This window comes from Rhizobium herbae (genome assembly GCF_017873135.1).
GTDB lineage: Bacteria > Pseudomonadota > Alphaproteobacteria > Rhizobiales > Rhizobiaceae > Pararhizobium > Pararhizobium herbae.
Map to the genome: position 1 here is coordinate 593,545 of NZ_JAGGJV010000002.1, position 26,050 is coordinate 619,594.

24 protein-coding genes, 2 tRNA genes and 1 riboswitch are annotated in these 26,050 nt (G+C 60.6%); of the genes, 17 read left to right on the forward strand and 9 right to left on the reverse strand.

Going from position 1 to position 26,050, the window contains the following annotated elements; all coding sequences use genetic code 11:
- The first annotated feature begins 146 nt into the window (after positions 1–146).
- Both J2Z75_RS08180 and J2Z75_RS08185 read left to right on the forward strand, forming a co-directional pair.
- Positions 147–1,295 (forward strand): AI-2E family transporter, encoded by a 1,149-nt coding sequence (locus J2Z75_RS08180; RefSeq protein ID WP_209850267.1) that lies wholly within the window; start codon positions 147–149, stop codon positions 1,293–1,295.
- Between the two features lie 240 nt (positions 1,296–1,535).
- Positions 1,536–2,363: a bifunctional allantoicase/(S)-ureidoglycine aminohydrolase gene (locus J2Z75_RS08185; RefSeq protein WP_209850270.1), complete on the forward strand. Its 828-nt coding sequence runs from the start codon at positions 1,536–1,538 to the stop codon at positions 2,361–2,363.
- 34 nt (positions 2,364–2,397) lie between these two features.
- Here the strand turns inward: J2Z75_RS08185 and J2Z75_RS08190 are convergent, their stop codons facing one another.
- Both J2Z75_RS08190 and J2Z75_RS08195 read right to left on the reverse strand, forming a co-directional pair.
- The gene (locus J2Z75_RS08190) at positions 2,398–2,586 is read right to left on the reverse strand and encodes a hypothetical protein (RefSeq protein ID WP_209850273.1); all 189 of its coding nucleotides are present in this window, start codon (positions 2,584–2,586) and stop codon (positions 2,398–2,400) included.
- 203 nt (positions 2,587–2,789) lie between these two features.
- A complete protein-coding gene (locus J2Z75_RS08195; protein WP_209850276.1) occupies positions 2,790–2,951 on the reverse strand; it encodes a hypothetical protein in 162 nt (53 codons plus the stop codon).
- 549 nt (positions 2,952–3,500) lie between these two features.
- On the opposite strand from J2Z75_RS08195, the gene J2Z75_RS08200 reads away from it, so the two are divergent.
- Positions 3,501–4,118, forward strand: coding sequence for a hypothetical protein (locus tag J2Z75_RS08200; RefSeq protein ID WP_209850279.1), 618 nt, complete (start codon positions 3,501–3,503; stop codon positions 4,116–4,118).
- A 173-nt stretch (positions 4,119–4,291) separates the two neighbouring features.
- Here J2Z75_RS08200 and J2Z75_RS08205 read toward each other — a convergent pair.
- Both J2Z75_RS08205 and J2Z75_RS08210 read right to left on the reverse strand, forming a co-directional pair.
- Positions 4,292–4,367 (reverse strand) — tRNA-Thr (locus J2Z75_RS08205).
- 122 nt (positions 4,368–4,489) lie between these two features.
- Positions 4,490–5,449, reverse strand: coding sequence for an NAD(P)H-dependent flavin oxidoreductase (locus J2Z75_RS08210; RefSeq protein ID WP_209850282.1), 960 nt, complete (start codon positions 5,447–5,449; stop codon positions 4,490–4,492).
- Positions 5,450–5,840: 391 nt separating this feature from the next.
- On the opposite strand from J2Z75_RS08210, the gene J2Z75_RS08215 reads away from it, so the two are divergent.
- Positions 5,841–6,986, forward strand: a complete 1,146-nt coding sequence (locus tag J2Z75_RS08215) for a biotin transporter BioY (protein ID WP_209850285.1) — start codon at positions 5,841–5,843, stop codon at positions 6,984–6,986.
- Between the two features lie 22 nt (positions 6,987–7,008).
- Here J2Z75_RS08215 and ppk2 read toward each other — a convergent pair whose 3' ends face one another.
- Positions 7,009–7,890 carry a polyphosphate kinase 2 gene (gene ppk2 / locus J2Z75_RS08220; RefSeq protein ID WP_209850288.1) on the reverse strand — a complete coding sequence of 294 codons (882 nt, stop codon included), beginning with the start codon at positions 7,888–7,890 and terminating at the stop codon, positions 7,009–7,011.
- Between the two features lie 149 nt (positions 7,891–8,039).
- Between ppk2 and phoR the strand changes: the two genes are divergently transcribed.
- The 7 genes from phoR (at position 8,040) to phoB (ending at position 15,835) form a co-directional block, all read left to right on the forward strand.
- A complete protein-coding gene (phoR, locus tag J2Z75_RS08225; protein ID WP_209850290.1) occupies positions 8,040–9,281 on the forward strand; it encodes a phosphate regulon sensor histidine kinase PhoR in 1,242 nt (413 codons plus the stop codon).
- A gap of 193 nt (positions 9,282–9,474) precedes the next feature.
- A complete protein-coding gene (locus tag J2Z75_RS08230; protein ID WP_209850293.1) occupies positions 9,475–10,509 on the forward strand; it encodes a substrate-binding domain-containing protein in 1,035 nt (344 codons plus the stop codon).
- A 100-nt stretch (positions 10,510–10,609) separates the two neighbouring features.
- A complete protein-coding gene (gene pstC / locus J2Z75_RS08235) occupies positions 10,610–12,094 on the forward strand; it encodes a phosphate ABC transporter permease subunit PstC (protein WP_209850296.1) in 1,485 nt (494 codons plus the stop codon).
- On the forward strand, positions 12,091–13,413 hold the full coding sequence (gene pstA, locus J2Z75_RS08240; protein WP_209850297.1) for a phosphate ABC transporter permease PstA: 1,323 nt from the start codon (positions 12,091–12,093) through the stop codon (positions 13,411–13,413). Before pstC ends, pstA begins: the two co-directional genes overlap by 4 nt.
- A 12-nt stretch (positions 13,414–13,425) precedes the next feature.
- Positions 13,426–14,241 carry a phosphate ABC transporter ATP-binding protein PstB gene (gene pstB, locus J2Z75_RS08245; RefSeq protein WP_209850299.1) on the forward strand — a complete coding sequence of 272 codons (816 nt, stop codon included), beginning with the start codon at positions 13,426–13,428 and terminating at the stop codon, positions 14,239–14,241.
- Between the two features lie 77 nt (positions 14,242–14,318).
- Positions 14,319–15,029: a phosphate signaling complex protein PhoU gene (phoU, locus tag J2Z75_RS08250; protein ID WP_209850301.1), complete on the forward strand. Its 711-nt coding sequence runs from the start codon at positions 14,319–14,321 to the stop codon at positions 15,027–15,029.
- Positions 15,030–15,151: 122 nt separating this feature from the next.
- Positions 15,152–15,835: a phosphate regulon transcriptional regulator PhoB gene (gene phoB, locus J2Z75_RS08255; RefSeq protein WP_209850303.1), complete on the forward strand. Its 684-nt coding sequence runs from the start codon at positions 15,152–15,154 to the stop codon at positions 15,833–15,835.
- 70 nt (positions 15,836–15,905) lie between these two features.
- On the opposite strand, the gene J2Z75_RS08260 is transcribed toward phoB, so the two are convergent.
- Entirely contained in the window at positions 15,906–16,430 is a 525-nt protein-coding gene (locus J2Z75_RS08260; RefSeq protein ID WP_209850305.1) for a GcrA family cell cycle regulator, read from the reverse strand.
- Positions 16,431–16,862: 432 nt separating this feature from the next.
- On the opposite strand from J2Z75_RS08260, the gene J2Z75_RS08265 reads away from it, so the two are divergent.
- The 3 genes from J2Z75_RS08265 (at position 16,863) to J2Z75_RS08275 (ending at position 20,303) form a co-directional block, all read left to right on the forward strand.
- Positions 16,863–18,062: an aspartate aminotransferase family protein gene (locus J2Z75_RS08265; protein WP_209850307.1), complete on the forward strand. Its 1,200-nt coding sequence runs from the start codon at positions 16,863–16,865 to the stop codon at positions 18,060–18,062.
- Between the two features lie 43 nt (positions 18,063–18,105).
- On the forward strand, positions 18,106–19,023 hold the full coding sequence (argF, locus tag J2Z75_RS08270) for an ornithine carbamoyltransferase (protein WP_209850309.1): 918 nt from the start codon (positions 18,106–18,108) through the stop codon (positions 19,021–19,023).
- Positions 19,024–19,307: 284 nt separating this feature from the next.
- On the forward strand, positions 19,308–20,303 hold the full coding sequence (locus tag J2Z75_RS08275; RefSeq protein WP_209850311.1) for an Hsp33 family molecular chaperone: 996 nt from the start codon (positions 19,308–19,310) through the stop codon (positions 20,301–20,303).
- Between the two features lie 10 nt (positions 20,304–20,313).
- On the opposite strand, the gene apaG is transcribed toward J2Z75_RS08275, so the two are convergent.
- Positions 20,314–20,706 carry a Co2+/Mg2+ efflux protein ApaG gene (gene apaG / locus J2Z75_RS08280; protein ID WP_209850313.1) on the reverse strand — a complete coding sequence of 131 codons (393 nt, stop codon included), beginning with the start codon at positions 20,704–20,706 and terminating at the stop codon, positions 20,314–20,316.
- Between the two features lie 95 nt (positions 20,707–20,801).
- Between apaG and J2Z75_RS08285 the strand changes: the two genes are divergently transcribed.
- Positions 20,802–21,422, forward strand: coding sequence for a CDP-alcohol phosphatidyltransferase family protein (locus J2Z75_RS08285; RefSeq protein WP_209850315.1), 621 nt, complete (start codon positions 20,802–20,804; stop codon positions 21,420–21,422).
- A gap of 49 nt (positions 21,423–21,471) precedes the next feature.
- Here the strand turns inward: J2Z75_RS08285 and J2Z75_RS08290 are convergent, their stop codons facing one another.
- Entirely contained in the window at positions 21,472–22,656 is a 1,185-nt protein-coding gene (locus J2Z75_RS08290) for an O-succinylhomoserine sulfhydrylase (RefSeq protein ID WP_209850317.1), read from the reverse strand.
- A gap of 44 nt (positions 22,657–22,700) precedes the next feature.
- Positions 22,701–22,779: riboswitch (SAM riboswitch) on the reverse strand.
- Between the two features lie 108 nt (positions 22,780–22,887).
- Here J2Z75_RS08290 and J2Z75_RS08295 point away from each other — a divergent pair.
- Positions 22,888–23,985 carry a 2'-deoxycytidine 5'-triphosphate deaminase gene (locus J2Z75_RS08295; RefSeq protein ID WP_209850320.1) on the forward strand — a complete coding sequence of 366 codons (1,098 nt, stop codon included), beginning with the start codon at positions 22,888–22,890 and terminating at the stop codon, positions 23,983–23,985.
- Positions 23,986–24,052: 67 nt separating this feature from the next.
- Positions 24,053–24,126 (forward strand) — tRNA-Gly (locus tag J2Z75_RS08300).
- Positions 24,127–24,136: 10 nt separating this feature from the next.
- On the opposite strand, the gene J2Z75_RS08305 is transcribed toward J2Z75_RS08300, so the two are convergent.
- Positions 24,137–26,029, reverse strand: a complete 1,893-nt coding sequence (locus J2Z75_RS08305; protein WP_234937214.1) for a glycosyltransferase family 2 protein — start codon at positions 26,027–26,029, stop codon at positions 24,137–24,139.
- Positions 26,030–26,050: the final 21 nt, after the last annotated feature.

Genomic DNA, 26,050 nt, shown 5'->3' on the forward strand with positions numbered 1-26,050 from the left:
GATGAAATTCGATTGTCATCCGCTTGTGTTGACCATGCGATCATACTTACCTATGGCGCATGGTTCCCGGCTTGCCGGAAACAAATGGAAACATGCTGGCAAGCCGTGGGTTTTGCTGTCATCTTGATGACATGGAGGAATGCTTTTTGCAACTGAGCAATCGTGAACGGGACGAACTGCCGTCGGAACCGCGCCTTTTCGGTCGTCCGGCCTATGAGCGTTCGGCGCTTGTCGGGCCGATTGCGGCCGCGCGCTGGCTGCTGGTCTTCGTGCTGCTTGCCGGCGTTTATTTCTTTCACGGCTTTCTCGTGCCGGTGCTGGCAGCGCTTGTCATCGGCTTTGCCACCTGGCCGATCTATCGCCGTCTTCTGAGCGCCATCGGCGGAAGCCGGACGCTTGGAGCGACCGTGGCGATCATTGCCGTCATTTCCTTCATCGTCGCCCCGATTTCGCTTGCCGCGGTCTATGCCGTCGACGAAGTCCGCGACTGGGTGGCCTGGACCATCGAGACGAATGCGTCCGGCGCGCCCGTGCCGATGTGGCTGACGCAGATTCCCGGGCTCGGGGTCTGGCTTGGAGAACAATGGGCGAAATATGTCGGTCATCCCGGCGCGCTCGGCGAACTGGTCCAATTGGTCAGCGGTTCCAATATCGGCAATATCTATCGCGGCGTGCTCGTCGTCGGCGCCTCGGCCTTCCAGTCGTTCCTGACGCTTCTTTTCATGCTGATAACGCTTTTCTTCGTCTACCGCGACGGCGAGAAACTCGTTGCCCAGCTTGATCGCCTGGGGGAGCGCATCCTGCCGATGCGCTGGGAGCGCGTCTCGCGCATCGTGCCCTTGACCATCAGCTCGACGGTCACCGGCATGGGCGTTATCGCCATCGGCGAAGGCATCGTGCTCGGCGTTGCCTATTGGCTGGCCGGCGTTCCGTCGCCGGTCACGCTCGGCATCATCACCGGCATCATGGCGCTGGTTCCCGGCGGTGCGCCGCTCTGCTTCACGCTGGTGTCCGTCTATCTCTTCGCCAGCGGATCGCCTTTCGCGGCCGTCGCCCTGTTTGCATGGGGAACGATCGAGCTGTTCATCGTCGACAAGACGCTGCGGCCGAGGCTCGTCGGCGGACCGATCAAGCTGCCCTTCCTGCCGACCTTCTTCGGCCTCGTCGGCGGCGTCAAGACGATGGGCTTTCTGGGGCTTTTCGTCGGGCCGGTGTTGATGGCGCTGCTGGTATCGATCTGGCGGGAATGGCTGCGGGAGGTCACCACGCCGCCGCCAAGCACCATCATCAAATAAGCTCACCGCACGCCTTGATCACGAGCAGGGAACATCGAAACCGTTGCCATGGCCTGCGACTGCGGTGATGTCGTTTTTGTAAATGGCAGCCGGCGATTTCCATCTCCCAGGCGAAACTGAATCCAAGGATATGAGGGAATTGCCGCGTGATCTGCGCGCCGGGTTGCGCTAATGGTTCTATGCGCCGAACGGCATCCCGCCGCCGTCAAGGCTGATCCATTCGAAAGTTCAGGGAAGCAGATGAACCGCACTTACTACGCCCCGCAGGGCGGCGCCCCCGCGCAAACGCAGCTGTTGACGGACCGCGCCGTCTTCACCGAAGCCTATGCCATCATCCCCAAGGGCGTGATGATGGACATCGTCACCAGCTTCTTGCCGTTCTGGGAAAACACCCGCCTCTGGGTCCTGTCGCGGCCGCTCTCCGGTTTCGCCGAGACCTTCTCGCAATACATCATGGAAGTGGCGCCCGGCGGCGGCAGCGACCGGCCGGAACTCGACGAAGCCGCCGAAGGCGTGCTGTTCATCGTCGAGGGTGAACTGACCGTTACGCTCGATGGTCAAGCCCGTCGGATGTCTCCCGGCGGCTACGCCTTCATTCCGCCCGCCAGCATGTGGTCGGTGCGCAATACGAGCGACAAGCCGGTTCGCTTTCACTGGATACGCAAGGCCTACGAGTTCGTCGACGGGCTGGACGTGCCGCCCGCGCTTTTCCTGAATGAAGCCGATATCGCCCCCTCGCCGATGGCCGGGACCGAGGGCAAGTGGGCGACGACCCGTTTCGTCGACCCCAGTGACCTTCGCCACGACATGCACGTGACGGTCGTCACCTTCGAGCCGGGCGCCGTGATCCCTTTCGCCGAAACCCATGTCATGGAACATGGGCTCTATGTGCTGGAAGGCAAGGCGGTCTATCGGCTCAATCAGGATTGGGTCGAGGTCGAGGCCGGCGACTACATGTGGCTGCGCGCCTTCTGCCCGCAGGCTTGCTATGCCGGCGGCCCCGGCAAATTCCGCTACCTGCTCTACAAGGACGTCAACCGCCACATGAAGCTGAAGCCGCGCGGCTGAGTTTCCGGCATATCAGCATTTCCGCCGGACAAGCTCAGGCAAAGCCGGCGGGGATAGGCGCGATGGTCCGGTCGTTGCCATAGTCCCGCTGATGCGCGACATGGCCGCGAAGGCGGCGCGGCGAGCACGTGATCTCGATGGCGGGAAGTTCGAAAGCGCCATCGGCATAGGTGCCGGTGTCCTCGGCATCGTCGCGCTTGCCCTTGAGCAGATTGAAGATCATCGAAGGCCCTCCCGGTTTTCGCATCAACGGCCGATCCGCCGAAACCGTTCCGCTCATAACCGAAAAATAGTTAAAAAATTAACCATGTTCGCGAGGGGAACTCTGTCGCGGGGAGCTACGCGCTGCCAGGGGCGATCATACAGACGATGTAAGACATCGGTGCGTCGCGCGGTTGGTGTTCGAAGCCGCGATCTGTCGAAAGATCAATTCAGCGGTCGGGTAACCAGCTCTTCGTTCAAGATCCGGAATGCTTCGTCGAGGGCGTCGACCAGGATGTCGGTCAGCTTGTCGCCGTTGTCGTCCTGCAGGAAGAGGGCAATTGCAGCGTCCTGGGAATTGGCGAAATATTCGACGGTATTCGACATGTCATTGTCCTCTGCTGTCCGGCTTCATGCCAGTGATAGGGACACTGGTACGGCGCGTCGCTTGCGCCGGGCTTGAACAGTTGGACGGGAGGTCAGCCAATAGGGCGGAATTCTGATTCCGTCGAGTTAAATCGTGCTTCGATGGGCGTAGGCTTGCACTTCTTGTTCGCATGCGCTCGGAAAATCCCGCTTGCGACGCAGCGATTTTGCCACGGCTGTTCCCCGGCTTTGACGGCAAAGGCCACAAGCGGCGCCGCGTGGGAAATGTATCTGCCTTGGGGGCGTTGGACATGCCGCTCCGGCCCGTCGAAAAGCAGCCGTGCAACACGCGTCATCGCACCAGGCGGCAGTGTGGGACGCCGTGCGATCGAATTAATGCAAGGAAATCTGTGGTTGATGATATCGATAGTGTCCGGCATGCAATCATGCGCTCCGGCTTGCCGAAAGATCGTGCCAGCCTGAGATCGCCAAGACCCTTTGATCTCGGGAGGATGGGTCCGGAAGGATCGATCTCCCACCGAAAAGTGGCGGCTGCATTTTGCATGATGGATGAATGCAGCGGTCCTGGCAGCCAACTGGGACCCCGATATGTGTTCAGGGGGCTCGCCATACCACGTTGCATCACGTCGATTTTCAGAGCTTCGCCCGCCCGCCGCTCCGATCGATCGTAAACTTCCGAGGATGACCATGTCTAAATCCACCGACGAGCGCCTGAACAAACTTCTTGTGCTGGGAAGCCGCATTGAGAGCGAAGAGAGACGGAAGAAGCAGGATCTCGAGCTTGCCAAAACCCGGAAGGCGGAGCGCAGGCAATGGGTTGAGGAAAATTGGGTACAAACGTTCCGCCCCAGGATTGAAAGTGCGATCGACGTCCTGAACCAGAAGCTTCAAATGGCCGATATGCCCCGAATGCGCCTTACGGAGCCGGCTCCCGGGACATCGTCGAAAGTCGAGATGGAAATCTCAAGCGACCTGTCGGGCCGATCCATCAGGAGCGCAGTCAGCTTGACCGAGGATCATATCCAGTTTCAACACTATCGCCGATCGTCGGCACAAAGCGTGTCGGTCGGGCACAACGTCATCAGCTTGAACGATTTCACCACGGACAAGGTCAACGAAGTCCTTTTGGACGTGCTTGATGCGTTTACCCGGGACTTTCCAAAGTAGCGGACGGAATTCATGCCGGACATGGACGCGACCTGGCACGCTGAACCAGCCCTCAATGCGGCGATGATACCGAACGATCCCGCGCAGATATCGGCCATGTCTTATGGATGCAGGAATGCGACCCGAACCCTGCGGACGCGATTCGCGTGTCTCCGGTATGGACAATGGAAGAATGGTGCCGCTTGCAGGACTCGAACCTGCGACCCCATCATTACGAATGATGTGCTCTACCACCTGAGCTAAAGCGGCCAGCATGCGTTCCGCAATGCAGCGGAACGATGTGTGAGGGGCTGATACCTGCAAACCGATGGGATTTCAAGCCATCAGTTTTGAGAACCTGAAAAAAGCGACGGACAACGGAAAGGTGGGTTTTACAGCGCCAGTTTTTGCCGCGCCTCCGCATACTCCCGGGCAAGCCGGTCGACGAGGTTGGCGACGGGTGCGATCTCGGTGACGGCACCGATGCCCTGGCCGCAGCCCCAGATGTCCTTCCAGGCCTTGGCGCCGGTCGTCGCCGTTTCGAAATCCATCTTCGAGGGGTCGGCCTCGGGCAGATGATCGGGGTCCATGCCGGCGGCTGTGATCGAGGGTTTCAGATAATTGCCGTGGATGCCGGTGAAATAGTTGGAATAGACGATGTCGGCGGCAGCGCTGTCGACGATCATCTGCTTGTAGGCATCGCTGGCGCGCGCCTCCGTGGTGGCGATGAAGGGCGAGCCGATATAGGCCATGTCGGCGCCCATCGCCTGGGCTGCGAGCACTGCGCCCCCGGTGGAAATCGCCCCCGACAGCAAAAGCGGACCGTCGAACCAGGTGCGGATTTCCTGAATAAGGGCAAAGGGAGAGAGCGTTCCGGCATGGCCGCCGGCACCGGTCGCAACGGCGATCAGCCCGTCGGCGCCCTTGCGGATGGCCGAATCGGCGTGGCGGTTGTTGATCACGTCATGCAGCACGATGCCGCCATAGGAATGGATCGCGGCATTGACCTCGGGCACGGCGCCGAGCGAGGAAATGACGATCGGCACCTTGTATTTGACGCAGAGCATCAGGTCGTGTTCGAGCCGCTTGTTGGATTTGTGGACGATCTGGTTGACGGCGAAGGGGGCTGCCGGCCTGCCGGGGTTGCGGGTGTTGTGTGCAGCCAGTTCCTGCGTGATCTCGGCCAGCCATTCGTCCAGTTGTGCTTCGGGCCGGGCGTTCAACGCGGGAAACGAACCGACGACACCCGCCTTGCACTGGGCCAGCGTCAGGGCCGGATGGGAGATGATGAAAAGCGGCGCTGCGACGACGGGCAGCCGCGTGGTGCCGTTGAGAATGGCTGGCAAAGACAAGGGTTCGCTCCCGTTTCGATTAATTGACGTTTTCGTAAACGTAAGAACTTTATCAGCCGCGTTTCGTTTTGCAAAGCCGCTTTGCATGGGCTGACACGGCCGGGTGGGTGAAATCCCCGGGGTTTTCCCCGGCGCTATCAGTCAGTTTCATGCGCAAGGCTTGCAGATCGCCGCGTCAACCGTTACCCAATTGTTAACACATCCAAAAGCGTACCGGGGTTCATGAGAACTCCGGCCGCGACGGTGGATTGCTGGTGGAACCGAGGCGCCGGCCATGGGTGCGATGCTTCGGGGCGATGTTGACGGCATGTCTGCCCGGCTCCGGGGCTTCGGCCCGAGTGCGACATGCTCTTGCAGGGCGGCTTGATGCCTGCACCAAGAAGGACGGATAGTGAGCGGACTGGAAACTGCCATCAGACATGCGCTGGAACGCTCGGACAGGGCGAATTCCGAGACGCGCGCGCGCATCTATCAATCGGCGCGAAACGCGCTTGAGGCCGGCCTCAAAAAGCAGGACGTGCACGATCCGGCCGTGATCACCCAGCAGCGCCACCGCCTGGAGGCCATCATCCACGCCATCGAACTGGAGGAACGCGCCACGCTGAAGGCGGCTGCGTCGGTGCCGCCGCCGGTCCGGATCGATACCACCGGCAACGGCAATCCCTCCGCTTCGGCGGAGCTGGATGACGGAATCCACATGCCGCCCGAGCAAGGCGCGGGCGTGGACCATAGCCCCGTCGCCGACGGCGGACTTGCAGGCCTGCGTCCGGAGCGCCGCGAGGCCACCCGTGGCGCGGAGGCGGCACCCCTCGAGCCGACCGCCGAAAAGCGCGGCAAGGCTGCCAAGGCCGCGGCAGTTCAGCCAAAGCCGCGCCGGCGCAAGCGGGGCAGCTTTCTGTCTTTCGTCATGGTCGTGACCACATTGGTCGCCGCTTTTGTCATGGCGGCCTGGTGGGTTGAAACCAGCGGTCTTCTGAAGTCGGCCGCCGAGCGCGATACCAGCGTCGCCAATCCGCCCTCGACGGTGCAGTCGGAGGATTTCGACGGCGAAGCCGGGTTGAGGACGCTCGGAACCCAGTCGGGCTTCTCCGGCGATTGGATCGATGTCTTCACGCCTGCCGATGCAGCCAATGTCAAGGCAGGCAGCCAGGCTGCGGCGGATCCCGTCAGCGACGAACGCGGCCAGCGCCTTCGCGTCACGTCGGCGACGGCGGAGGCCGGCGGCAACGTGCTGATCGAGATTCCGGCCTCGGTGCTTGAGCAGATTTCTGGCAAGACATCCACCGTGGCGCTGAGCGTTCAGGCGGATGCGGGCAAGCAGACACAGTTTTCGGTCGAATGCGATTTTTCCTCGCTTGGCGATTGCGGTCGTCACCGGTTCACGGTGAACGAGGAAAAGAGCGACATGCTGTTCAAGGTGACGTTCGACCGCAGCCTCGCCCCGAGTTCACCCGGCCACATCCTGATCAACAGCGACGTGACAGGCGCCGGCAACAGCCTTAGCGTATTCGCCGTCCGTATCCTTCCCGGGCAATAGCCGCTGGGCTGCGGCCGGGCGGCTATTTCACGAAGCCGGGCCCGAAGCCGACGATCTTGTCGTCGATCTCGCCGATCGCGGCTTTGTCCTTACCGTCATAATCGAGCGTCTTCAGGATATGGCGGATGAGGTCCAGGCGGGCGCGCCGCTTGTCGTTGGCGCGCACCACCGTCCATGGCGCATGGTCGGAATGGGTTTCCTTCAGCATGGTGTCGCGGGCTTCGGTATACAGGTCCCATTTCGTCAGCGCCGCGATATCCATCGGCGAGAGCTTCCACACCTTCAAGGGATCATGGCGCCGGTCGTGGAACCGCTTCAGTTGCATCTCGCGGCCGATATCCAGCCAGAACTTGAAGAAGTGGATGCCGTCACCGGTGATCAGTTTTTCAACGCGCGGCGTCTGCTTGAGGAAATGTTGTTGCTGCTCGGGCGTGCAGAAGCCCATGACAGGCTCGACGCCGCCGCGATTGTACCAGGAGCGGTCGAACATCACGAATTCGCCGGCGGTTGGAAAATGCGCGAAGTAGCGCTGATAATACCATTGGCCTTTTTCGGTATCGGTCGGCTTGGTCAGCGCGACGACGCGGGCCGAGCGCGGGTTCAAGTAGGCGTTCGTGGCATGGATCGCCCCGCCCTTGCCGGCGGCGTCGCGGCCCTCGAATATAGCCACCACGCGCTGGCCGGTTGCCTGCAGCCAGAATTGTACCTTGACGAGTTCGACCTGCAGCTTCTCCAGCATTGCGTCATAGGCGTCGCTATCGAGCTTCTTGTCATAGGGATAATCGCCCGAAGATAGCGCGGCCTTGTCGATCCAGCCGGGCAATTCCGGATTGTCGATGTCGAAAATGCGTTCCTTGCCGTTGATCACCAGCTCGACCGGCTTGTTTTCTTCCATATCCGTCATGATGTGCCCTCCCTGAACGCTTTTTGCGGCCGGCTGCCGATTTCACGGGAGGAGGCCACAATTGCATTGCGAATTCAAGCATGCCGTGAAAATCATGTCATGAACCTCCGATATCACCGGTTGATTGTACCCGTGCACGAGAGAGCATCTTGGAAGAAACAAAAACAGTCTGGGAGCGTCTGAAAGACAGAGCCAGTTCCGAGAAGTGGATCATCGGCCTGTCCGTCATCGTTGCGGCCGGGCTCATTGCCTCCGGCATTCACACGGCGGCCGTCCTGCTGTTCTGGTTGGTCTGGATGACGGTTCTTTTCAACCGCAGCGCCGATCCCAAGCAGCCCGTCCCGGTGAACGTGCCATCGAGGGTGGAAGAGACCGATCTCGGAATGCTCACCACTGTCTTTAACGCGCTCGATACGCCGATCCTGGTGATCGCCCCCGATGAAACGGTACTTCTGCAGAATCAGGCGGCGGAAAAGGCCTTCGGTACCATCCCGCCGAATACGGACCTGTCGGCGCGCGTCCGCTCGCCCGGTATCCTTGATATGGTCCGCGAGACGATCGTGACCGGCAAGGCGAACCAGATCGAGCATTCCGAGCGCCTCCCGTCGGAATCGGTCTATATCGTCCGGGTCGCCCTCGCGGATATAGGATCGACGAGGGATGAGCGGCTTTATATCCTGTCCTATCGCGATATATCGCAGGCGCGGCGCATCGATCGGATGCGCTCCGATTTCGTTGCCAATGCCAGCCATGAACTCCGAACGCCGCTGGCTTCGCTGCGCGGCTTTATCGAGACCCTGCAAGGGCCGGCGCGCAACGATCAGAAGGCCCACGAGAAATTCCTCGGCATCATGCATGAACAGGCAACCCGGATGAGCCGCCTTGTCGATGATCTTCTGTCCTTGTCACGGCTGGAGCTGAAATCCCATATCGCGCCGGATGAGGCGATCAACCTGGCGCCGCTGCTCGGCCATGTCCGCGATGCGCTATCGCCGCTCGCCGAGGATGTCGGTGTGGAGATTTCGCTGATCGTACCCGATAATCCGGTCATGGTGCAGGGTGACCGTGACGAACTGACGGAAGTTTTTGAGAACCTGATCGAAAATGCCTGCAAATATGGGCAGGAGGGCAAAAAGGTCGAAGTCATCCTTTCCGGGGGAGGCGACACACCCGCGGAAGTCTCCGTCCGCGACCATGGCCCGGGTATCCCCGCCGAGCATGTTCCTCGCATTACCGAACGATTCTATCGGGTTAACGTGGAGGCCAGCCGGTCAAAAAAAGGAACGGGTCTGGGGCTTGCCATCGTCAAGCATATTCTGACCCGGCATCGTGCCAGACTGCTGGTTCAATCCGAAATCGGCAAGGGCACGGTATTTACCGTAAGATTTTGACATAAACCCGTAGCATGAAGGCAGATATTTTAAAATATCTAATTATTACAAATGGTTAAACTGTCACAAATGTTTCGTCAAGTTGACATAAAAGGTGTGGGCATCGGGCGCTAACTAGGGCGGCCGATCGACACGGCGAAAGCGAGCGCTGGTGAAAAGCGCACCCACACAAGCCCATTATGGGAGTATTCTGATGAAATCCTTGAAACTTACTGTTGCAGCTCTGGTTGCATCCGCCGCCTTCGCAGGCGTTGCCATTGCTCGCGACCAGATCCAGGTTGCCGGTTCCTCGACCGTTCTTCCTTATGCCAAGATCGTTGCCGAAACGTTTGGCGAAACCTTCCCTGACTTCAAGACCCCGGTTGTCGAATCGGGCGGCACCGGTGCCGGCCTGAAGGAATTCTGCAAGGGCGTTGGCCCGGACACGATCGACATCGCCAACGCATCGCGCAAGATCAAGGACAGCGAACTGGAAACCTGCAAGGCAGCCGGCGTGACTGAAGTCCAGGAAGTCAAGATCGGCTACGACGGCATCGTTTTCGCGACGGACAGCGGCAATGCCGAGCTGGCGCTGGTGCCGAAGGACCTCTATCTCGCTCTGGCCGCTGAAGTCGTTGTTGACGGCAAGCTCGTTGCCAACCCCTACAAGAAGTGGTCGGAAGTCAACAAGGACCTGCCGGACGTTGAAATCGCCGCCTACATCCCGGGCGAAAAGCATGGCACCCGCGAAGTCTTCGAAGAAAAGGTTCTCGCTGCAGGCTGCAAGGCTTCGGGCGCGACCGACGCGATCAAGGGTCTGGTTGCCGATGAAAAGGAAGCCGCCAAGAAGTGCGTTGCCGTTCGCAAGGACGGTCTGGCCATCGACATCGACGGCGACTACACCGAAACGCTCGCTCGTATCGCTTCCAACAAGAACGGCATCGGCGTCTTCGGCCTGTCCTTCTTTGAAAACAACGCCGACAAGCTGAAGGTCGCAACCGTCAACGGTATCGTTCCGTCGACCGAAACGATCGCTTCCGGCGAATATCCGGTTTCCCGCCCGCTGTTCTTCTACGTCAAGAAGGCACATCTCGGCGTTATCCCGGGCCTCAAGGAATATGTTGAGTTCTTCCTCGACGACCAGATGATCGGCCCTGACAGCCCGCTTGCTTCCTACGGCCTGGTTCCGGCTCCGGACGCAGAGCGCGAAGCTGACCGCAAGGCTTTTGCTGACGGCGGCATGCTGTAATAGCGGTTTGAAAAATACGGCACGGCATCTTTGCCGTGCCGGACCTCCCGAGTTCGGATTGCCGGCTTTCAATGATTGACAAGGCCGGGGGGATTTATCGATGAGCACTTCTCTTATTTTTTTGATTGTTTTGATCGTTGGACTTGCGGCATATTTTGCCGGCCGCGCGCGGGCGACGGCCAGCTCCAATGGCAAGCTGTCCGTCTTGCACTCCCTTCCGGGCTATCACGGCGTCTACGTCGCCATCTGGGCGGTCCTGCCTGCGGCAGCCGTTCTGGCCCTTTGGCTCCTCGTCAGCCCCTTCTTCGTTGAAAGTGCCGTCAGGAATTCGCTTCCGGAGGATGTGCGTAACCAGGGTGGTGCGACCACCGAGCTGATGCTGGGCCAGGTCATGCAGGTCGCTTCCGGCTTGAAGCTGCTCAACGCCGAAGAGTTGGGGGCAGTGACGAGCGGTTCCAGCAGTCTGCGCGATGCCTTGGCTGCCAAGGGCGTGCCGATGGCGAATGCCGGCGAGGCATACATGGTCACCTCGGCGCAAAAATACAATACGATGCAGGATGCCAGCCGCTGGATGATGAGTGCCGTCGTGCTGATCATCGCGATTGCCGGCGCCGTCTTTGCTGTTCGCGGCATCAACGCGCCGTTCCGGGCGCGAAACCGTGTCGAGCGCGTCATGCTCGGTGCATTGTTGCTTGCGTCGTCCATCGCGATCCTGACGACTGTCGGTATCGTCGGCTCCATGCTGTCCGAAGCCATCCGCTTCTTTCAGTCGGTATCTCCCAGTACCTTTTTCTTCGGTACGGTTTGGGACCCGCGCTTTTCGGCCGCCGGCAGCGGTGGCACGGAAGGCCAGTTCGGCCTGCTGCCACTTCTGGCTGGCACACTCTATATCGCCTTCGTCGCCATGCTGTTTGCGGTGCCGGTCGGCCTTTTCGCCGCCATCTACATGGCCGAGTATGCCAAGCCTGCGGTGCGCGGCATTGCCAAGCCACTGCTGGAAATTCTCGCCGGTATCCCGACCATCGTCTACGGCTTCTTCGCCCTGGTCACGGTCGGCCCCTTCCTGCGCGACATGTCGGCGCAGCTGAACGGACTGGTGACCGGAAACTATGTCAACTTCATCCAGGCACAGAGCGTTCTGACCGCCGGTCTGGTCATGGGCATCATGCTGATCCCGTTCGTGTCGTCGCTGTCGGATGACATCATCACGCAGGTGCCGCGCTCGCTGCGCGACGGCTCGCTCGGCCTTGGTGCAACCCGCTCCGAAACCATCAAGCGCGTCATCCTTCCGGCGGCTCTTCCCGGCATCGTCGGCGCGCTCCTTCTGACGGCGTCGCGCGCTGTCGGTGAAACCATGATCGTGGTGCTGGCCGCCGGTGTTGCTGCCCGCATGCAGCTCAACCCGTTCGAGGCGATGACAACCGTCACCGTCAAGATCGTCAACCAGCTGACGGGCGACCTTGAGTTCAACTCGCCGCAGACGCTGGTGGCTTTTGCTCTCGGCATCACGCTGTTCGCCATCACGCTTTGCCTCAACATCTATGCACTCTACATCGTGCGCAAATATCGGGAACAGTACGAATGACCGACATGACATCCTCGGTACAGTCCACGTTTCAGCGCCCGGCCCAGGCAAGACGCGATATCGGTATCAAGAAACGCTATGCCGCCGAACGCCGCTTCAAGGCCTATGGCGTCACCGCCATCCTGATCGGCCTGTTCTTCCTGTTCGTGCTTCTGTGGACCGTCGTCTCCAAGGGCTACACGGCCTTCCAGCAGACGGCGATCACGCTGCCGATCGAGTTTTCGGAACAGATCATCGATCCGAAGAACGAGCGTGCCGCCAACCCTGCCAAGCTGATGTCGGCGAACTATCCCCTGCTGGTGCGTGATGCACTGGTGAAGGCGCTCGCCATCGACCCGAACAACAAGGCGCTGGTCAAGAAGGCGACCGATATGGTGTCGCCGAGTGCCCGCACCCAGTTGCGCGACCTGGTGGTTGCTAACCCGGCGATCATCGGAACGACGGCAGATGTCGCCCTCCTCGCGGAAGGCAATATCGACAGTGCGAACAAGGGCCAGATCGACCTGACGGTTGCCGAGGCGAACCGCAAGGTCAACGACCAGCAGCTTGGGTGGATGAAGACGCTCACCGAGAGCGGCGCGATGGCCAAGCAGTTCAACACCGGCCTGTTCACCTATGGTGCATCCAGCCGTCCTGAAGCTGCCGGTATCGGCGTCGCAGCCCTCGGCTCGTTCTACATGATGCTGATTGTGCTCGTACTTGCCCTGCCGATCGGTGTCTGTGCATCGATCTATCTGGAAGAGTTCGCACCGAAGAACCGCCTGACGGACCTGATCGAGGTGAACATCAACAACCTCGCCGCTGTTCCGTCGATCGTCTACGGTCTGCTCGGCCTGTCTATCTTCATCAACTTTGCCGGCATGCCGCGCTCGGCGGCACTCGTCGGTGGCCTGGTACTGACACTGATGACGTTGCCGACGATCATCATCGCCACCCGCGCCGCGCTGAAGGCGGTTCCGCCGTCGATCCGCGCCGCCGCCCTCGGTCTCGGCGCCTCGAAGATGCAGACGATCTTCCACCATGTGCTGCCGCTCGCAATGCCGGGCGTGCTGACCGGTACGATCATTGGTCTGGCGCATGCGCTCGGCGAAACCGCGCCGCTGCTGCTGATCGGCATGGTCGCCTTCGTCGTCGATTATCCCGGCACACCGATGGATCCATCCACCGCTCTGCCCGTCCAGATCTATATGTGGGCCAATGAAGCCGAACGTGCATTTGTCGAACGGACCTCGGGTGCGATCATGGTTCTCCTGATCTTCCTCGTCGTCATGAACCTTGGCGCAATCCTGTTGCGGCGTCGCTTTGAGCGGCGCTGGTAGTGAGGTAAGAACATGAACATGATGTCAGAAGCAGCAGTTGAAAAGGCGCTGGATCAGAAAATGAACACCGTTCCCTTCAAGATGATCGGAAAGGACGTTTCGGTATATTACGGCGAGAAGCGTGCGCTTTTCGATGTGAACCTCAATGTCCGTGAAAATACCGTTACCGCGCTGATCGGTCCGTCCGGCTGCGGCAAGTCCACCTTCCTGCGGACATTGAACCGCATGAACGACACGATCGACAGCTGCCGCGTCACGGGCAAGATCACGCTTGATGACGGCGATATCTACGATCCGAGCATCGACGTCGTCGAACTGCGCGCGCGCGTCGGCATGGTTTTCCAGAAGCCGAATCCGTTCCCGAAGTCGATCTACGAGAACGTAACCTACGGCCCGAAGATTCATGGCCTTGCCCGCACGAAGGCGGAACTTGACCAGATCGTCGAGTCGAGCCTTCAGAAGGCCGGTCTCTGGAACGAGGTCAAGGATCGCCTGCATGAATCCGGCACCGGTCTTTCCGGCGGCCAGCAGCAGCGCCTTTGCATCGCCCGCGCCGTTGCTGTCAGCCCGGAAGTCATCCTGATGGACGAGCCGTGCTCGGCGCTGGATCCGATCGCGACCGCCAAGGTCGAGGAACTGATCCACGAGCTGCGCACCAATTTCACGATCGTCATCGTGACGCACTCGATGCAGCAGGCAGCCCGCGTTTCGCAGCGCACCGCCATGTTCCACCTCGGCAATCTCGTCGAGGAAAACGATACCGACAAAATGTTCACCAATCCGGACGACCAGCGCACGCAGGACTACATCATGGGCCGCTTCGGCTGAGGATTCTCGCGTCGCCCTCCTATCCCGGCAGGGCGGCGGTTTTCCAACCCGGATTGTGATCGCAAGGAAAAACAATCATGTCTACGCACATTGCTTCCGTCTACGACGAAGATCTGAAGTACCTGACCCGGCGCATCTCCGAAATGGGCGGCCTTGCCGAACAGATGGTGGCCGAATCCGTGCGCGCTCTGGTCAATTCCGATCTGGCGCTCGCTCAGAAGGTCATTTCCGACGATACCATCCTCGACGAGGCCGAGCGCCAGATCGGCGAGAAGGCGATCGTCACCATCGCCAGGCGCCAGCCGGTCGCCTCCGACCTTCGCGAGATCATGGGGTCGATCCGCATTGCCGCCGACCTCGAACGGGTCGGCGATCTCGGCAAGAACAACGCCAAGCGGGTCATCGCCGTTGCCACCGCCAGCCTGCCGCGCCAGCTGGCGCGTGGCCTGGAGCATCTGGCCGAGCTTGCGCTTGTTCAGCTCAAGGAAGTGCTCGACGTTTACGCCTCCCGTTCCCCGGAAAAGGCCAACAGCATCCGCGAGCGCGACAACGAGATCGATGCGATCTACACGTCGCTGTTCCGCGAACTGTTGACCTACATGATGGAAGACCCGCGCAACATCACGCCCTGCACGCATCTTCTGTTCTGCGCCAAGAACATCGAGCGCATCGGCGACCACGCCACCAACATCGCCGAAACCATCTACTACATGGCGACCGGCGCGCAGCCCGTTGGCGAACGCCCGAAGGACGACACCGCCAATACCGTCGGCGCAATCGGCACTTGATCTGCCGCGCCAAACCCGACTGAAGTAAGCATTTGCTTACATTTTGACTGCCCGGACGGTCCTGATGGCCGCCGGGCGCGCTTCTCGCATTTAAGGGCAGGGCGTCAAGGAGTTGAGACCGCATGTTGCCAAGAATTGCCGTTGTAGAAGATGAGGAAGCGCTAAGCGTTCTCTTGCGCTATAATCTCGAGGCCGAAGGGTTCGAAGTCGATACGATCAATCGTGGCGACGAAGCGGAAATCCGTCTGCAGGAGCGCCTCCCTGACCTTTTGATCCTCGACTGGATGCTGCCTGGCGTTTCCGGCATCGAACTCTGCCGCCGGCTGCGCCAGCGCTCGGAGACCGAACGCCTGCCGATCATCATGCTGACGGCGCGCGGAGAAGAGAGCGAGCGTGTTCGCGGGCTTGCCACCGGCGCTGACGATTATGTGGTCAAGCCGTTCTCGACGCCTGAGCTGATGGCGCGGGTGAAGGCGATGCTGCGCAGGGCCAAGCCGGAAGTGCTGTCGACGCTGCTGCGCTGCGGCGATATCGAACTCGACCGGGAAACCCACCGCGTTCATCGCAAGACCCGCGAAGTCCGCCTCGGGCCGACGGAATTCCGTCTTCTCGAATTCTTCATGGCGTCACCGGGAAGGGTTTTCTCTCGCTCGCAGCTTTTGGACGGCGTCTGGGGCCATGACATCTATGTCGATGAACGCACTGTGGATGTCCATGTCGGCCGCCTGCGCAAGGCGCTGAATTTTTCCAACATGCAGGACGTGATCCGCACCGTGCGCGGCGCAGGCTATTCGCTGGAAAGCTGATCTGTTGTTTTGAATGCACGGAAAAGGGGCCCAACGGGCCCCTTTTCCGTGCAATGCAATTCGGGGAGCCTCAGCGTGCCCGGCGGCGCTCGCCGGACGGCTGGTAGGCCAGCTTTGCGTGGAATGTGCAGTAGGGCGAGCTATCCGGGGAGTCGTTGCCGCAGAAGTGGAACTCGTCCTTCATCGGATCACCGATCGGCCACTTGCAGGTGCGGTCGGTGAGTTCTGTCAGAACCAGGCGGCGCGACATCGGAACGACGACGTTGCCGGCGGGCACTGCTTCCCGATCTTCGATGGTGTCGATCTCGACCTCTTCCTTCATGACGGTGGCACCGGCGGTGCGTGTCACGGTGCGGGTAGCGGTCATGCGCGAAGCATAGTTTGGTGCGCGTGGAGCGGAGGTCGCGGGGCGCTTGGTGCGGGCAGTTGCTGCCGTGCCGCCGGCCTTGGCGCGGCCGGGCAGGCAAAGCCGATGAACCTTGCCGATCACCGCGTTTCGGCTGACGCCGCCGAGCTGTGCTGCGATCTGGCTCGCGCTCAATCCTTCGGCCCACAATTTCTTGAGTTTTTCGACCCGCTCGTCAGTCCAGTTCATGGTCTTGTCTCCATTCCCAGCGTTGGTGATGGTCGAATCCTCCACCGAACCCCGGACATGTTCCGAGGTTGAAACGCGATAACACTTTTGGTGACTAGGTCCGCCGCATGCGTTCTAGTAATTGTTTATTAACGTAGAGACCGGGGGACTCTCTGACAAGAGTCCCTTGAATCTCACCGAATCGATTTGTGAGTTTTCCCCAACTTGCTTGCCATGCGTGGCATTTTTGCAAGAGTGCGCGCAAAAAAAATCATATCCGCCGTGTATGCGCGAATTGCTGCAAATCATGGGCTTTTGTTGACATCGCAATGCGAAATGAAGATAGTGCCCTCGCCGCCGAAAGGCGGCATTTTGATTTTTTAAGGGTTGGCCCCGACCCGAGACGAACAATGAACCGAAACAATCACCGCGATGATTGAGGAGACCTGCGCCATGGCCGCAGCCACGCCGCTTTATGACACTTATGCCCGCGCACCCTTGCGGTTCGAGCGCGGCGAAGGCGTCTGGTTGATCGCCGAGGATGGCACGCGCTATCTCGATTTTGCCGCCGGTGTCGCGGTCAACTCGCTCGGCCATGCCCATCCGCATCTCGTGTCGGCATTGAAGGAACAGGCCGAGAAGGTCTGGCATCTCTCCAATCTGTACGAGGTCCCCGGCCAGGAGAGCCTCAGCCGCCGCCTGACGGAGGCGACCTTCGCCGACAAGGTGTTCTTCACAAATTCCGGTGCGGAGGCGCTCGAATGCGCGATAAAGACGGCGCGGCGCTATCACTTCGCCAAGGGCCAGCCGGAAAAATTCCACATCATCACCTTCGAGGGCGCCTTTCATGGCCGCACGCTGGCAACCATTGCCGCCGGCGGCCAGGCGAAATATCTTGAGGGCTTCGGCCCGAAGGCGCCGGGCTTCTATCAGGTACCCTTCGACGATATGGCAGCCTTGAAGGCTGCCATCACCGAAGAGACCGCTGCCATCCTGATCGAGCCGATCCAGGGCGAGGGCGGTATTCGCACCGTATCGAAGGAGTTCCTGCAGGAACTACGGGCGCTGTGCGACGAATACGGACTGCTGCTCGTTCTCGACGAGGTTCAGTCCGGCGTCGGCCGGACAGGCAAGCTGTTTGCCCATGAATGGGCGGGTATCACGCCGGATATCATGGCGGTGGCCAAGGGTATCGGCGGCGGCTTCCCGCTCGGCGCCTGCCTTGCGACCGAGGAAGCAGCCTCCGGCATGGTCGCCGGCACGCATGGATCGACCTATGGCGGCAACCCGTTGGCCATGGCCGTCGGCAATGCGGTCCTGGATGTCATCCTCGCGGATGACCTCCTGCAGCATGTGCGCGATGTCTCTCTGGTCTTCCGCCAGGGCCTTGCCTCGCTTGCCGATCGTTTCCCCGATGTCATCGAGGAAATCCGCGGCGAAGGCCTGATGCTCGGCATCAAGGCCAAGGTACCGTCGGCCGATCTGCTCAAGGCCATTCGGGCCGAAAGACTGCTGGCCGTGCCTGCGGGCGAAAATGTCATCCGCCTGCTGCCGCCGCTGATCACGACGGCCGAGGAGGCCCGTGAAGGTTTGGCGCGGCTGGAGCGCGCCGCCGAACAGCTCACAGCGGAACGACGACAGGCCTCGGCCTGAACGACGTTCCCCTTACGCTGAAGAACACAGGACTTTGAATAGAATGGCCGGTACCAGACACTTTCTCGATCTTTCTGCCATGACGACAGGCGACCTCCGGACGATCATCGACGACGCCCGCGTCCGCAAGGCAGCCACCAAGGCGGGCACGGCTGAAAAGCCGCTGGCCGGCAAGATGCTGGCGATGATCTTCGAGAAGCCCTCGACCCGCACCCGCGTCTCCTTCGATGTCGGCATGCGTCAGCTCGGTGGCGAGACGCTGTTCCTCTCCGGCACCGAAATGCAGCTCGGTCGCGCCGAAACCATCGGCGATACGGCCAAGGTGCTGTCGCGCTACGTCGATGCCATCATGATCCGCACCACCGATCACACACGGTTGCTGGAGCTGGCCGAGCATGCGACCGTCCCGGTCATCAACGGTCTGACCGACACCACGCATCCCTGCCAGATCATGGCCGATATCATGACCTTCGAGGAGCATGGCGGTCCGGTGAAGGGCAAGACGATCGCCTGGACCGGCGACGGCAACAATGTGCTGCATTCCTTCATCGAGGGCTCGGCGCGCTTCGGCTACCAGATGAACATGGCCGTTCCGCTCGGTTCAGAACCCGACGACAAGATCCTCAACTGGGCCCGCAACAACGGTGGGAACATCAAGCTCTATCACGAGGCCGAACAGGCCGTCGATGGCGCCCACTGCGTGGTCACCGACACTTGGGTGTCGATGAACCAGGAACACCGCGCCCGCGGCCACAATGTCTTCCAGCCGTTCCAGGTGAATGCCGCGCTGATGGCGAAGGCCGACAAGGACGCGCTGTTCATGCATTGCCTGCCTGCCCATCGCGGCGAGGAAGTCACGGACGAAGTGATCGACGGCAAGCAGTCGGTCGTGTTCGATGAGGCGGAGAACCGCCTGCATGCGCAGAAATCGGTTCTCGCCTGGTGCCTCGGGGCACTTTAGGAGCGTTCCGCCGCATATTGAAAAACGGACGGCGGCACACGATCTATGCTGCAAGGTGATGACCGGCGGGTGGCGAGGCCTTCTGTGCCGGTCATTCATGTTTGGAATATCCACCCATCCGTTTCGCTGTCCACACTGGAGGCGATCAGGATAAGCAACCGTTTTTTCAGCGACGATCTGGACAAACCGGGCCTGCGCAGGATCAATATGAGCATCGGACATCGTTGCGCCCCTGGCCTTGGCCTCTGTGGGGTGCGGATGGCCGAGGGCTAAGGAGCAGAGTGATGACGGAAACCATACCGGGCCTCGGCCAGTTCGATTTCGCCGGCGACGATCACGTCGTGCCGTTTCAGGTGGAAGGCCTTGATGTGCGCGGCCGCGCCGTTCAGCTCGGCCCGATGCTGGATGCGATTCTCGAGCGCCACAACTATCCTCTTCCGGTCGCCCGCCTCGTTGCCGAGACAGTCGTGCTGACGGTCCTGCTCGGCACGTCGCTCAAATTCGAAGGCAAGCTGATCGTGCAGACGAAGAGCAACGGCCCGGTCGATCTCGTCGTCGCCGATTTCTCGACGCCGGACCGGGTGCGCGCCTATGCGCGTTACAATGAGGAAGCGCTGTCGATTGCCGAACAGAACGGTCTGACCGAGCCCCAGCATCTGCTGGGTGACGGCATTCTCGCCTTCACGATCGATCAAGGCGTACATTCGCAACGCTATCAGGGCATCGTACCGCTGGATGGCGCGACGCTTGAGGAGATCGCCGGCGTCTATTTCCGCCAGTCGGAACAGATTCCGACCAAGGTGCGCCTCGGCGTCGCCGAGCTGCTCGACCGCGATGAAAACGGCAAGCCGCGCCATCGCTGGCGGGCCGGCGGCATGGTGGCCCAGTTCCTGCCTGAAGCGCCCGAGCGCATGCGCCAGCGGGATCTGCACGGCGGCGATGGCGACGCGACGGACGTCGATGCTGACTTCGAGGTCGATGATCTCTGGGGTGAAGCAAGCGTGATGGTGCAGACCATCGACGCCGATGAACTGACCGATCCGACGGTTGGTACTGAACGTCTGCTCTACCGGCTGTTCCACGAGCGCGGCGTCAAGGTCTATCCGCCGCAGGCGGTCTATGACAAATGCAGCTGTTCGCGGGAAAAGCTGCGCGATGTCCTGGCCAGTTTGAGCCAGGAGGATATCGATCATACCGTCGAGGACGGAATGGTTTCGGTCACCTGCGAGTTCTGCTCGACGACCTATAGCTTCGAAGCAACGGAAGTGCGGCCGCAGTAATCTGCGGCCGTCAGTTCAGCGTCCGGTTCTGGCCGGGTGAATCGAGCGAGAAGGCGGGAATGTCCACCGTGAAGGACTCGCCTTGCGTCGTTTCCATCGAATAGTGGCCGAACATCACGCCGGACGGTGTGTCGAGCGGGCAGCCGGACGAATATTCATAGGTGTCGCCGGGATTGAGGATCGGTTGCTCGCCGATCACGCCCGGTCCGTTGACTTCGTCCACCTGGCCGTTTTCATCGGTGATATGCCAGTAGCGCGTCATCAGCCGCACCGTATTGTCGGAAAGATTGGAAATCAGGATGCGATAGCCCCAGACATAACGGCTGTCATCCGGATCGGACTGCTCCTCCAGATAATAAGGCTCAACGGTCACCTCGATGTCGCGTGTCAGCGCGCGGTACATATCCAAACCCTTTTCAAGTCTATGAGCGATATTCTACAGCAAGATGGTTTCGTCAAGAATAACGGACACGGTAAACTGTAGGGATAGGGCACAGCATGCTCGACGGTCATATCAAGAGGGGGCTTGACCCGTGGCTGGGGCGCGCAGGCAGCGCTTTGGCTGGTCATGGTATCACTGCGAATGCCGTCACCATCACCGGCTTTTTGATCGGTCTGGCCGCTGCGGTTGCCATCGTTCTGGACTCTTATATCTGGGCTTTTGTTTTGATCGGCGTCAGCCGGATGTGCGATGGCCTGGACGGAGCGGTTGCGCGGGCAACGCAAAAAACCGATTTCGGCGGCTTCCTCGATATCGTGCTCGATTTCGCCTTCTACGGTCTCATCCCGTTCGCCTTCATCCTTGCCGACTCCTATGAAAACGGCGTTGCCGGCGGGCTTCTGCTGCTGTCGTTCTATGTCAACGGCGCTAGCTTCCTCGCCTTTTCCATCATGGCTGAAAAACGCGGTCTTTCGACGGACGTGCGGGGAGCGAAATCGCTCTATTTCACAACGGGTCTTGCCGAGGCCAGCGAAACGATCGCCGTGTTCCTGGCTTTCTGCCTTTTCCCGCACTGGTTTTCGGAAATCGCCATCTGTTTCGCGCTTGTGTGCTTCTACACCGCGCTGTCGCGGATCATGCTGGCGCGCACACGCTTCAAAGCGGAAAGACAGGCATAGAAAAACGCCCACATCCTGCGGGACATGGGCGTTTCAATTGAGTTGCGGATCAGCCCTGTACCGACTTCAGCGCACGGGCAAAATCCTCGATCAGGTCTTCGCTGTCCTCGATGCCGGCCGAGAAGCGCACGGTACCCGGCGAAATGCCGAGTTCCGCGCGGGCCTCGTCCGAGAGATTCTTGTGTGTCGTCGTCGCCGGATGAGTAATCAGGCTCTTGCTATCGCCGAGATTGTTGGAGATCAGCACGACGTCCAGTGCGTTCTGCAGCGCGAAAGCCGCCTCCTTGCCGCCCTTCAGCTCGAAGCAGACCAGCGTCGAGCCGCCCTTCATCTGCCGGGCGATGATATCGGCCTGCGGATGGTCCTTGCGGCCGGGATAGATTACCTTGGCGACCTGGCTCTGCTCGGCAAGGAAATCGGCGACGCGCGCGGCATTCTCGCTCTGCTGGCGCACGCGCAAGGGGAGGGTCTCGATGCCCTTCAGCAGCGTCCAGGCGTTGAACGGCGATAGCGCCGGGCCGGTGTGGCGGAAATAGTCGTGCAGATGCTCGTCGATCCATTCCTTGTCGGACAGGATGACGCCGCCGAGGCAACGGCCCTGGCCGTCTATATGCTTTGTCGCGGAATAGACGACGATATGGGCGCCCAGTTCCAGCGGCTTCTGCATCAGCGGTGTCGCAAAGACGTTGTCAACCACGACCTTGGCGCCGATCTGATTGGCGATCTTGGCGACGCCGGCAATATCGACCACTTCCAGCGTCGGGTTGGTCGGGCTCTCGAGGAAGAACACCTTGGTGTTCGGCTTGACCGCGTTCTCCCAGTTTTCGAGGAAGCGTCCGTCGATCAGCGTGAATTCGATACCGTATTTCGGTGCCAGCGTTTCCACCACCCAGCGGCAGGAGCCGAACAAAGCGCGGGCGGCAACGATATGGTCTCCGGCCTTCAACTGGCAGAGGATCGCAGCCGAGACCGCGGCCATGCCGGATGCCGTGGCGCGCGCATCCTCGGCGCCTTCCAGCATGCACATGCGCTTTTCGAACATGTCGTTGGTGGGGCTGCCATAGCGTGCGTAGATGAAGCCGTCCGTCTCGCCCTTGAAGCGCGCTTCGGCGGCTTCCGAGCTGTCGTAGACGAAGCCCTGCGTCATGAAGATGGCTTCGGAGGTTTCACCATGGTTTGAACGGGTCGTGCCGCCATGAACGAGCTGTGTCGCGGGGCGCCAATTTTTGCTCATCGATTGTCTCTTTCAAAACAAAAAAACCGGCCGCGTAAAGCAAGCCGGTTTCAAACCCGGCCTTTTTAGCTATTTGTTTAACGTGGCTGCAAGCCGACCGGCCAAATCACCACGGGATAAGTCAGTATTTACTGATTAGCCGCGCTTGCGTCAATTCCCGCGAACAAGAAGATATGTCACAGGGACAATTTGGTTTATGACGTGCCGTCTGCGGCAAAGAGGAAGATGGAAATGACGAGGGCCACGGGCATTCTAGCCGATCGCGCCATTGCGGCGCTGTTTGATGCGGGGCGGCTGAAAAGCGAGGGCAAGCTGGATGACGATCAGATCCAGCCCGCAAGCCTCGACCTGCGCCTGGGCTCGATCGCCTTCCGGGTCCGCGCCAGCTTCATGCCGGGCCCCGGCCATCTGGTGGCCGACAAGCTCGACCGGCTGAAACTGCATGTCATCGATCTCTCCGAAGGCGCGGTGCTGGAGACCGGCTGCGTCTATATCGTGCCGCTGATGGAAAGCCTGGACCTGCCGGTCGGCATGTCGGCATCGGCCAACCCGAAAAGCTCGACGGGCCGCCTCGATATCTTCACCCGCGTCATCACCGACCGCGCCCAGGAATTCGACAAGATCCCGGCTGGCTATTCCGGCCCGCTCTACCTTGAAATCAGCCCGCGCACCTTCCCGGTCATCGTCCGGCGCGGCTCACGTTTGTCGCAGATCCGCTTCCGCATCGGCCATGCGCTGCTCACCGAAACGGAAGTCATGGCGCTGCATGAAAGCGATGTTCTGGTGGCCAGCGATACGCCGAACGTCTCGGGCGCCGGCATCGCACTCTCCATCGACCTCAAGGGCACCGGCGCCGACGGCCTCATCGGCTATCGCGGCAAGCACCATACGGCCGTCGTCGATGTCGACAAGAAGGCGGTGCATGGCATTTTCGATTTCTGGGAGCCGCTCTACAGCCGGGGTCGCGACGAACTGATCCTTGATCCCGACGAGTTCTATATCCTCGTCTCGCGCGAAGCGGTCCATGTTCCGCCGCTCTATGCCGCGGAAATGACTCCGTTCGATCCGCTGGTCGGCGAGTTCCGCGTCCACTATGCCGGCTTCTTCGATCCCGGCTTCGGCCACGTCTCGGCCGGCGGCAAGGGCAGCCGCGCCGTTCTCGAAGTCCGCAGCCACGAGGTTCCCTTCATCCTCGAACACGGCCAGATCGTCGGCCGTCTGGTTTATGAGCACATGATGGAGCGGCCGGAAGGTCTTTATGGGCTCGGTCTCGGCTCCAACTACCAGGCGCAGGGCCTGAAGCTCTCCAAGCATTTCCGCTCGGAATAAATAGCGCCCGGAAAATCATGCCCCGCCTTGACAGCCAGCGGTGCTTGGTGGAAACGTCGCATGCGTTGCGGGTATGATGTAGTGGTAGCTTGTCAGCTTCCCAAGCTGATCGTGCGGGTTCGATTCCCGCTACCCGCTCCACCTTGCTTTTCTAGCTCTTGCCAACCGGCGCATGTGGCGTCTTGTTCCATGAAAACGGACTGGTCCGCAGTTCCAGCAGCGCCCTCCAGGCCGCCAGCGACATCATCAGCCAGTAGAACGGGACGAAAACCCAGCGCCGGCCGACCGCTCGTTTCTCCCGCGTAGTCATCCGGTTGAACCCAAGCGAGACAAAGACGGCATAGCTGCCGAAGATATTCACGACATCGCAGATGAACAGCCAGAAGGCCAGCCAGCCATCGACATGCGTGCCGTCTTGCAGCATCGCCCATGTCAGATAGACGAGGAAGCCGACGATGACGGGATGACTGAGCGAGGAAAGCAGCATGCCGGCAATCAGGATCTGGAAGACGGCAAAGGCCGGCCAGCCCATTTCCCTTCCAAGCTGGGCTGGCCTGCGCATCAGCACCAGCCATGTCTGCAGCCAGCCCTTGAACCAGCGTGTGCGCTGGCCGAGCCAGACCGGCAGCGAGATCGGCGCCTCCTCGAAGGTCGGCTTGAAGATGACGCGCGAGCGGTAGCCGAGCCGATGCAGCCGCAGTCCGAGATCCGCATCCTCGGTCATATTGTACGGATCCCAGCCGCCGATCTGTTTCAGCTCGGCCGTTCGGAAATGATTGGATGTTCCGCCGAGCGGCAACGGCAGGCCGGTCAGCGACAGCATCGGCAGCAAGCCGCGAAACAGCCCTGCATATTCCAGCGCAAACAGCGCGCTCAGCCAGGATTGACGCGCATTGGTGACGATCAGCGGCGCTTGCAGGCAGATGACATGCCGAGGCGCTGCCATGAAGGCGGCATGGGCCTCGCGCAACTGGCCCGGATGCGGCCGGTCTTCGGCATCGTAGACGGTGACGAATGTACCGCGAACGCCGGGAAGTGCGTAGCTCAGCGCCTTCGGCTTGGTGCGCGGCAGATGGACCGGCACCAGCACGATCTCGTATTCGGAAGCGAGCGGCAAAGCCTTGAGGGCCGCGATCGTTTCTGCGTCATCCTCTTCGCAGATGAGTTTGATATCGAGGCGGGACCGTGGCCAGTCGAGCCGGTCCAGGGCATCGACAAGTTGGGTCGCGACGCTCTCTTCCTTGTAGAGTGCGACGAGTACCGAATAGATCGGCAACGGACCGGCGGGGACGTCCGGTTTCGGCGCCTGTCCGGCACGTTCCTGCATGAAGGCACAGCCGAGCGCGTAGAACCGCACCAGGAAATTGGCGAGATAAAACAGCGTGAGCACGATATGCAGCATCAGCAGGCTGACCAGCGGTACCGTGATGGATGCGGCGACCATGGCACAGAGGATGATGCCCGCGTAAAATCCCTGCTTCCCCCAGAAGGTAATGCGCGCGCTGTGCAGCGGCACCGTTTCGAAAAGCGATCGTGTGGTCGCCGAAACCCGGCGCAGGCGCCCGGCCTGCCAGGCCGCTTTGCGCACCGCCGAAGGCGTCGAGACCGCCAGCGATCGGCGCAGCAGCGGTGTTCGCTCCAGAAGGGCCGCAACCTCGGCAAGCCTGGATAGCGAGGGAACGATCACCGTGACCGGCGGACGGCTCGTGTGATGAACGCGCAGCATTTCCGGCCTTGCGATCTGTGTATCCAGATCTGCGATATCCTGCACCCGGCCGGAGTCGATGTCCGGCATGAAGTCGAGGCCCAGCTTTTCAGCAAGGGCTTCGAAATAGATCGTTTCGTCGATTTCGCCGGACGCGAGCAATTCTTCCTCGACGGTCGTGCCATGGATATCGGCGAGCAGCATCGCCCGCGCGATGGCCGGTTTGCCGATACCCATCTGCAGAAGCAGACGGCCTTCCTGCTTCAGCGCCGGCGGCAATCGTCGTGCTGCGGCATCAGACAGCGATCGCCTGGCCGTCGGCTCATTTGCGGTAGCCATTCCGGAATTGTCCGGATATTC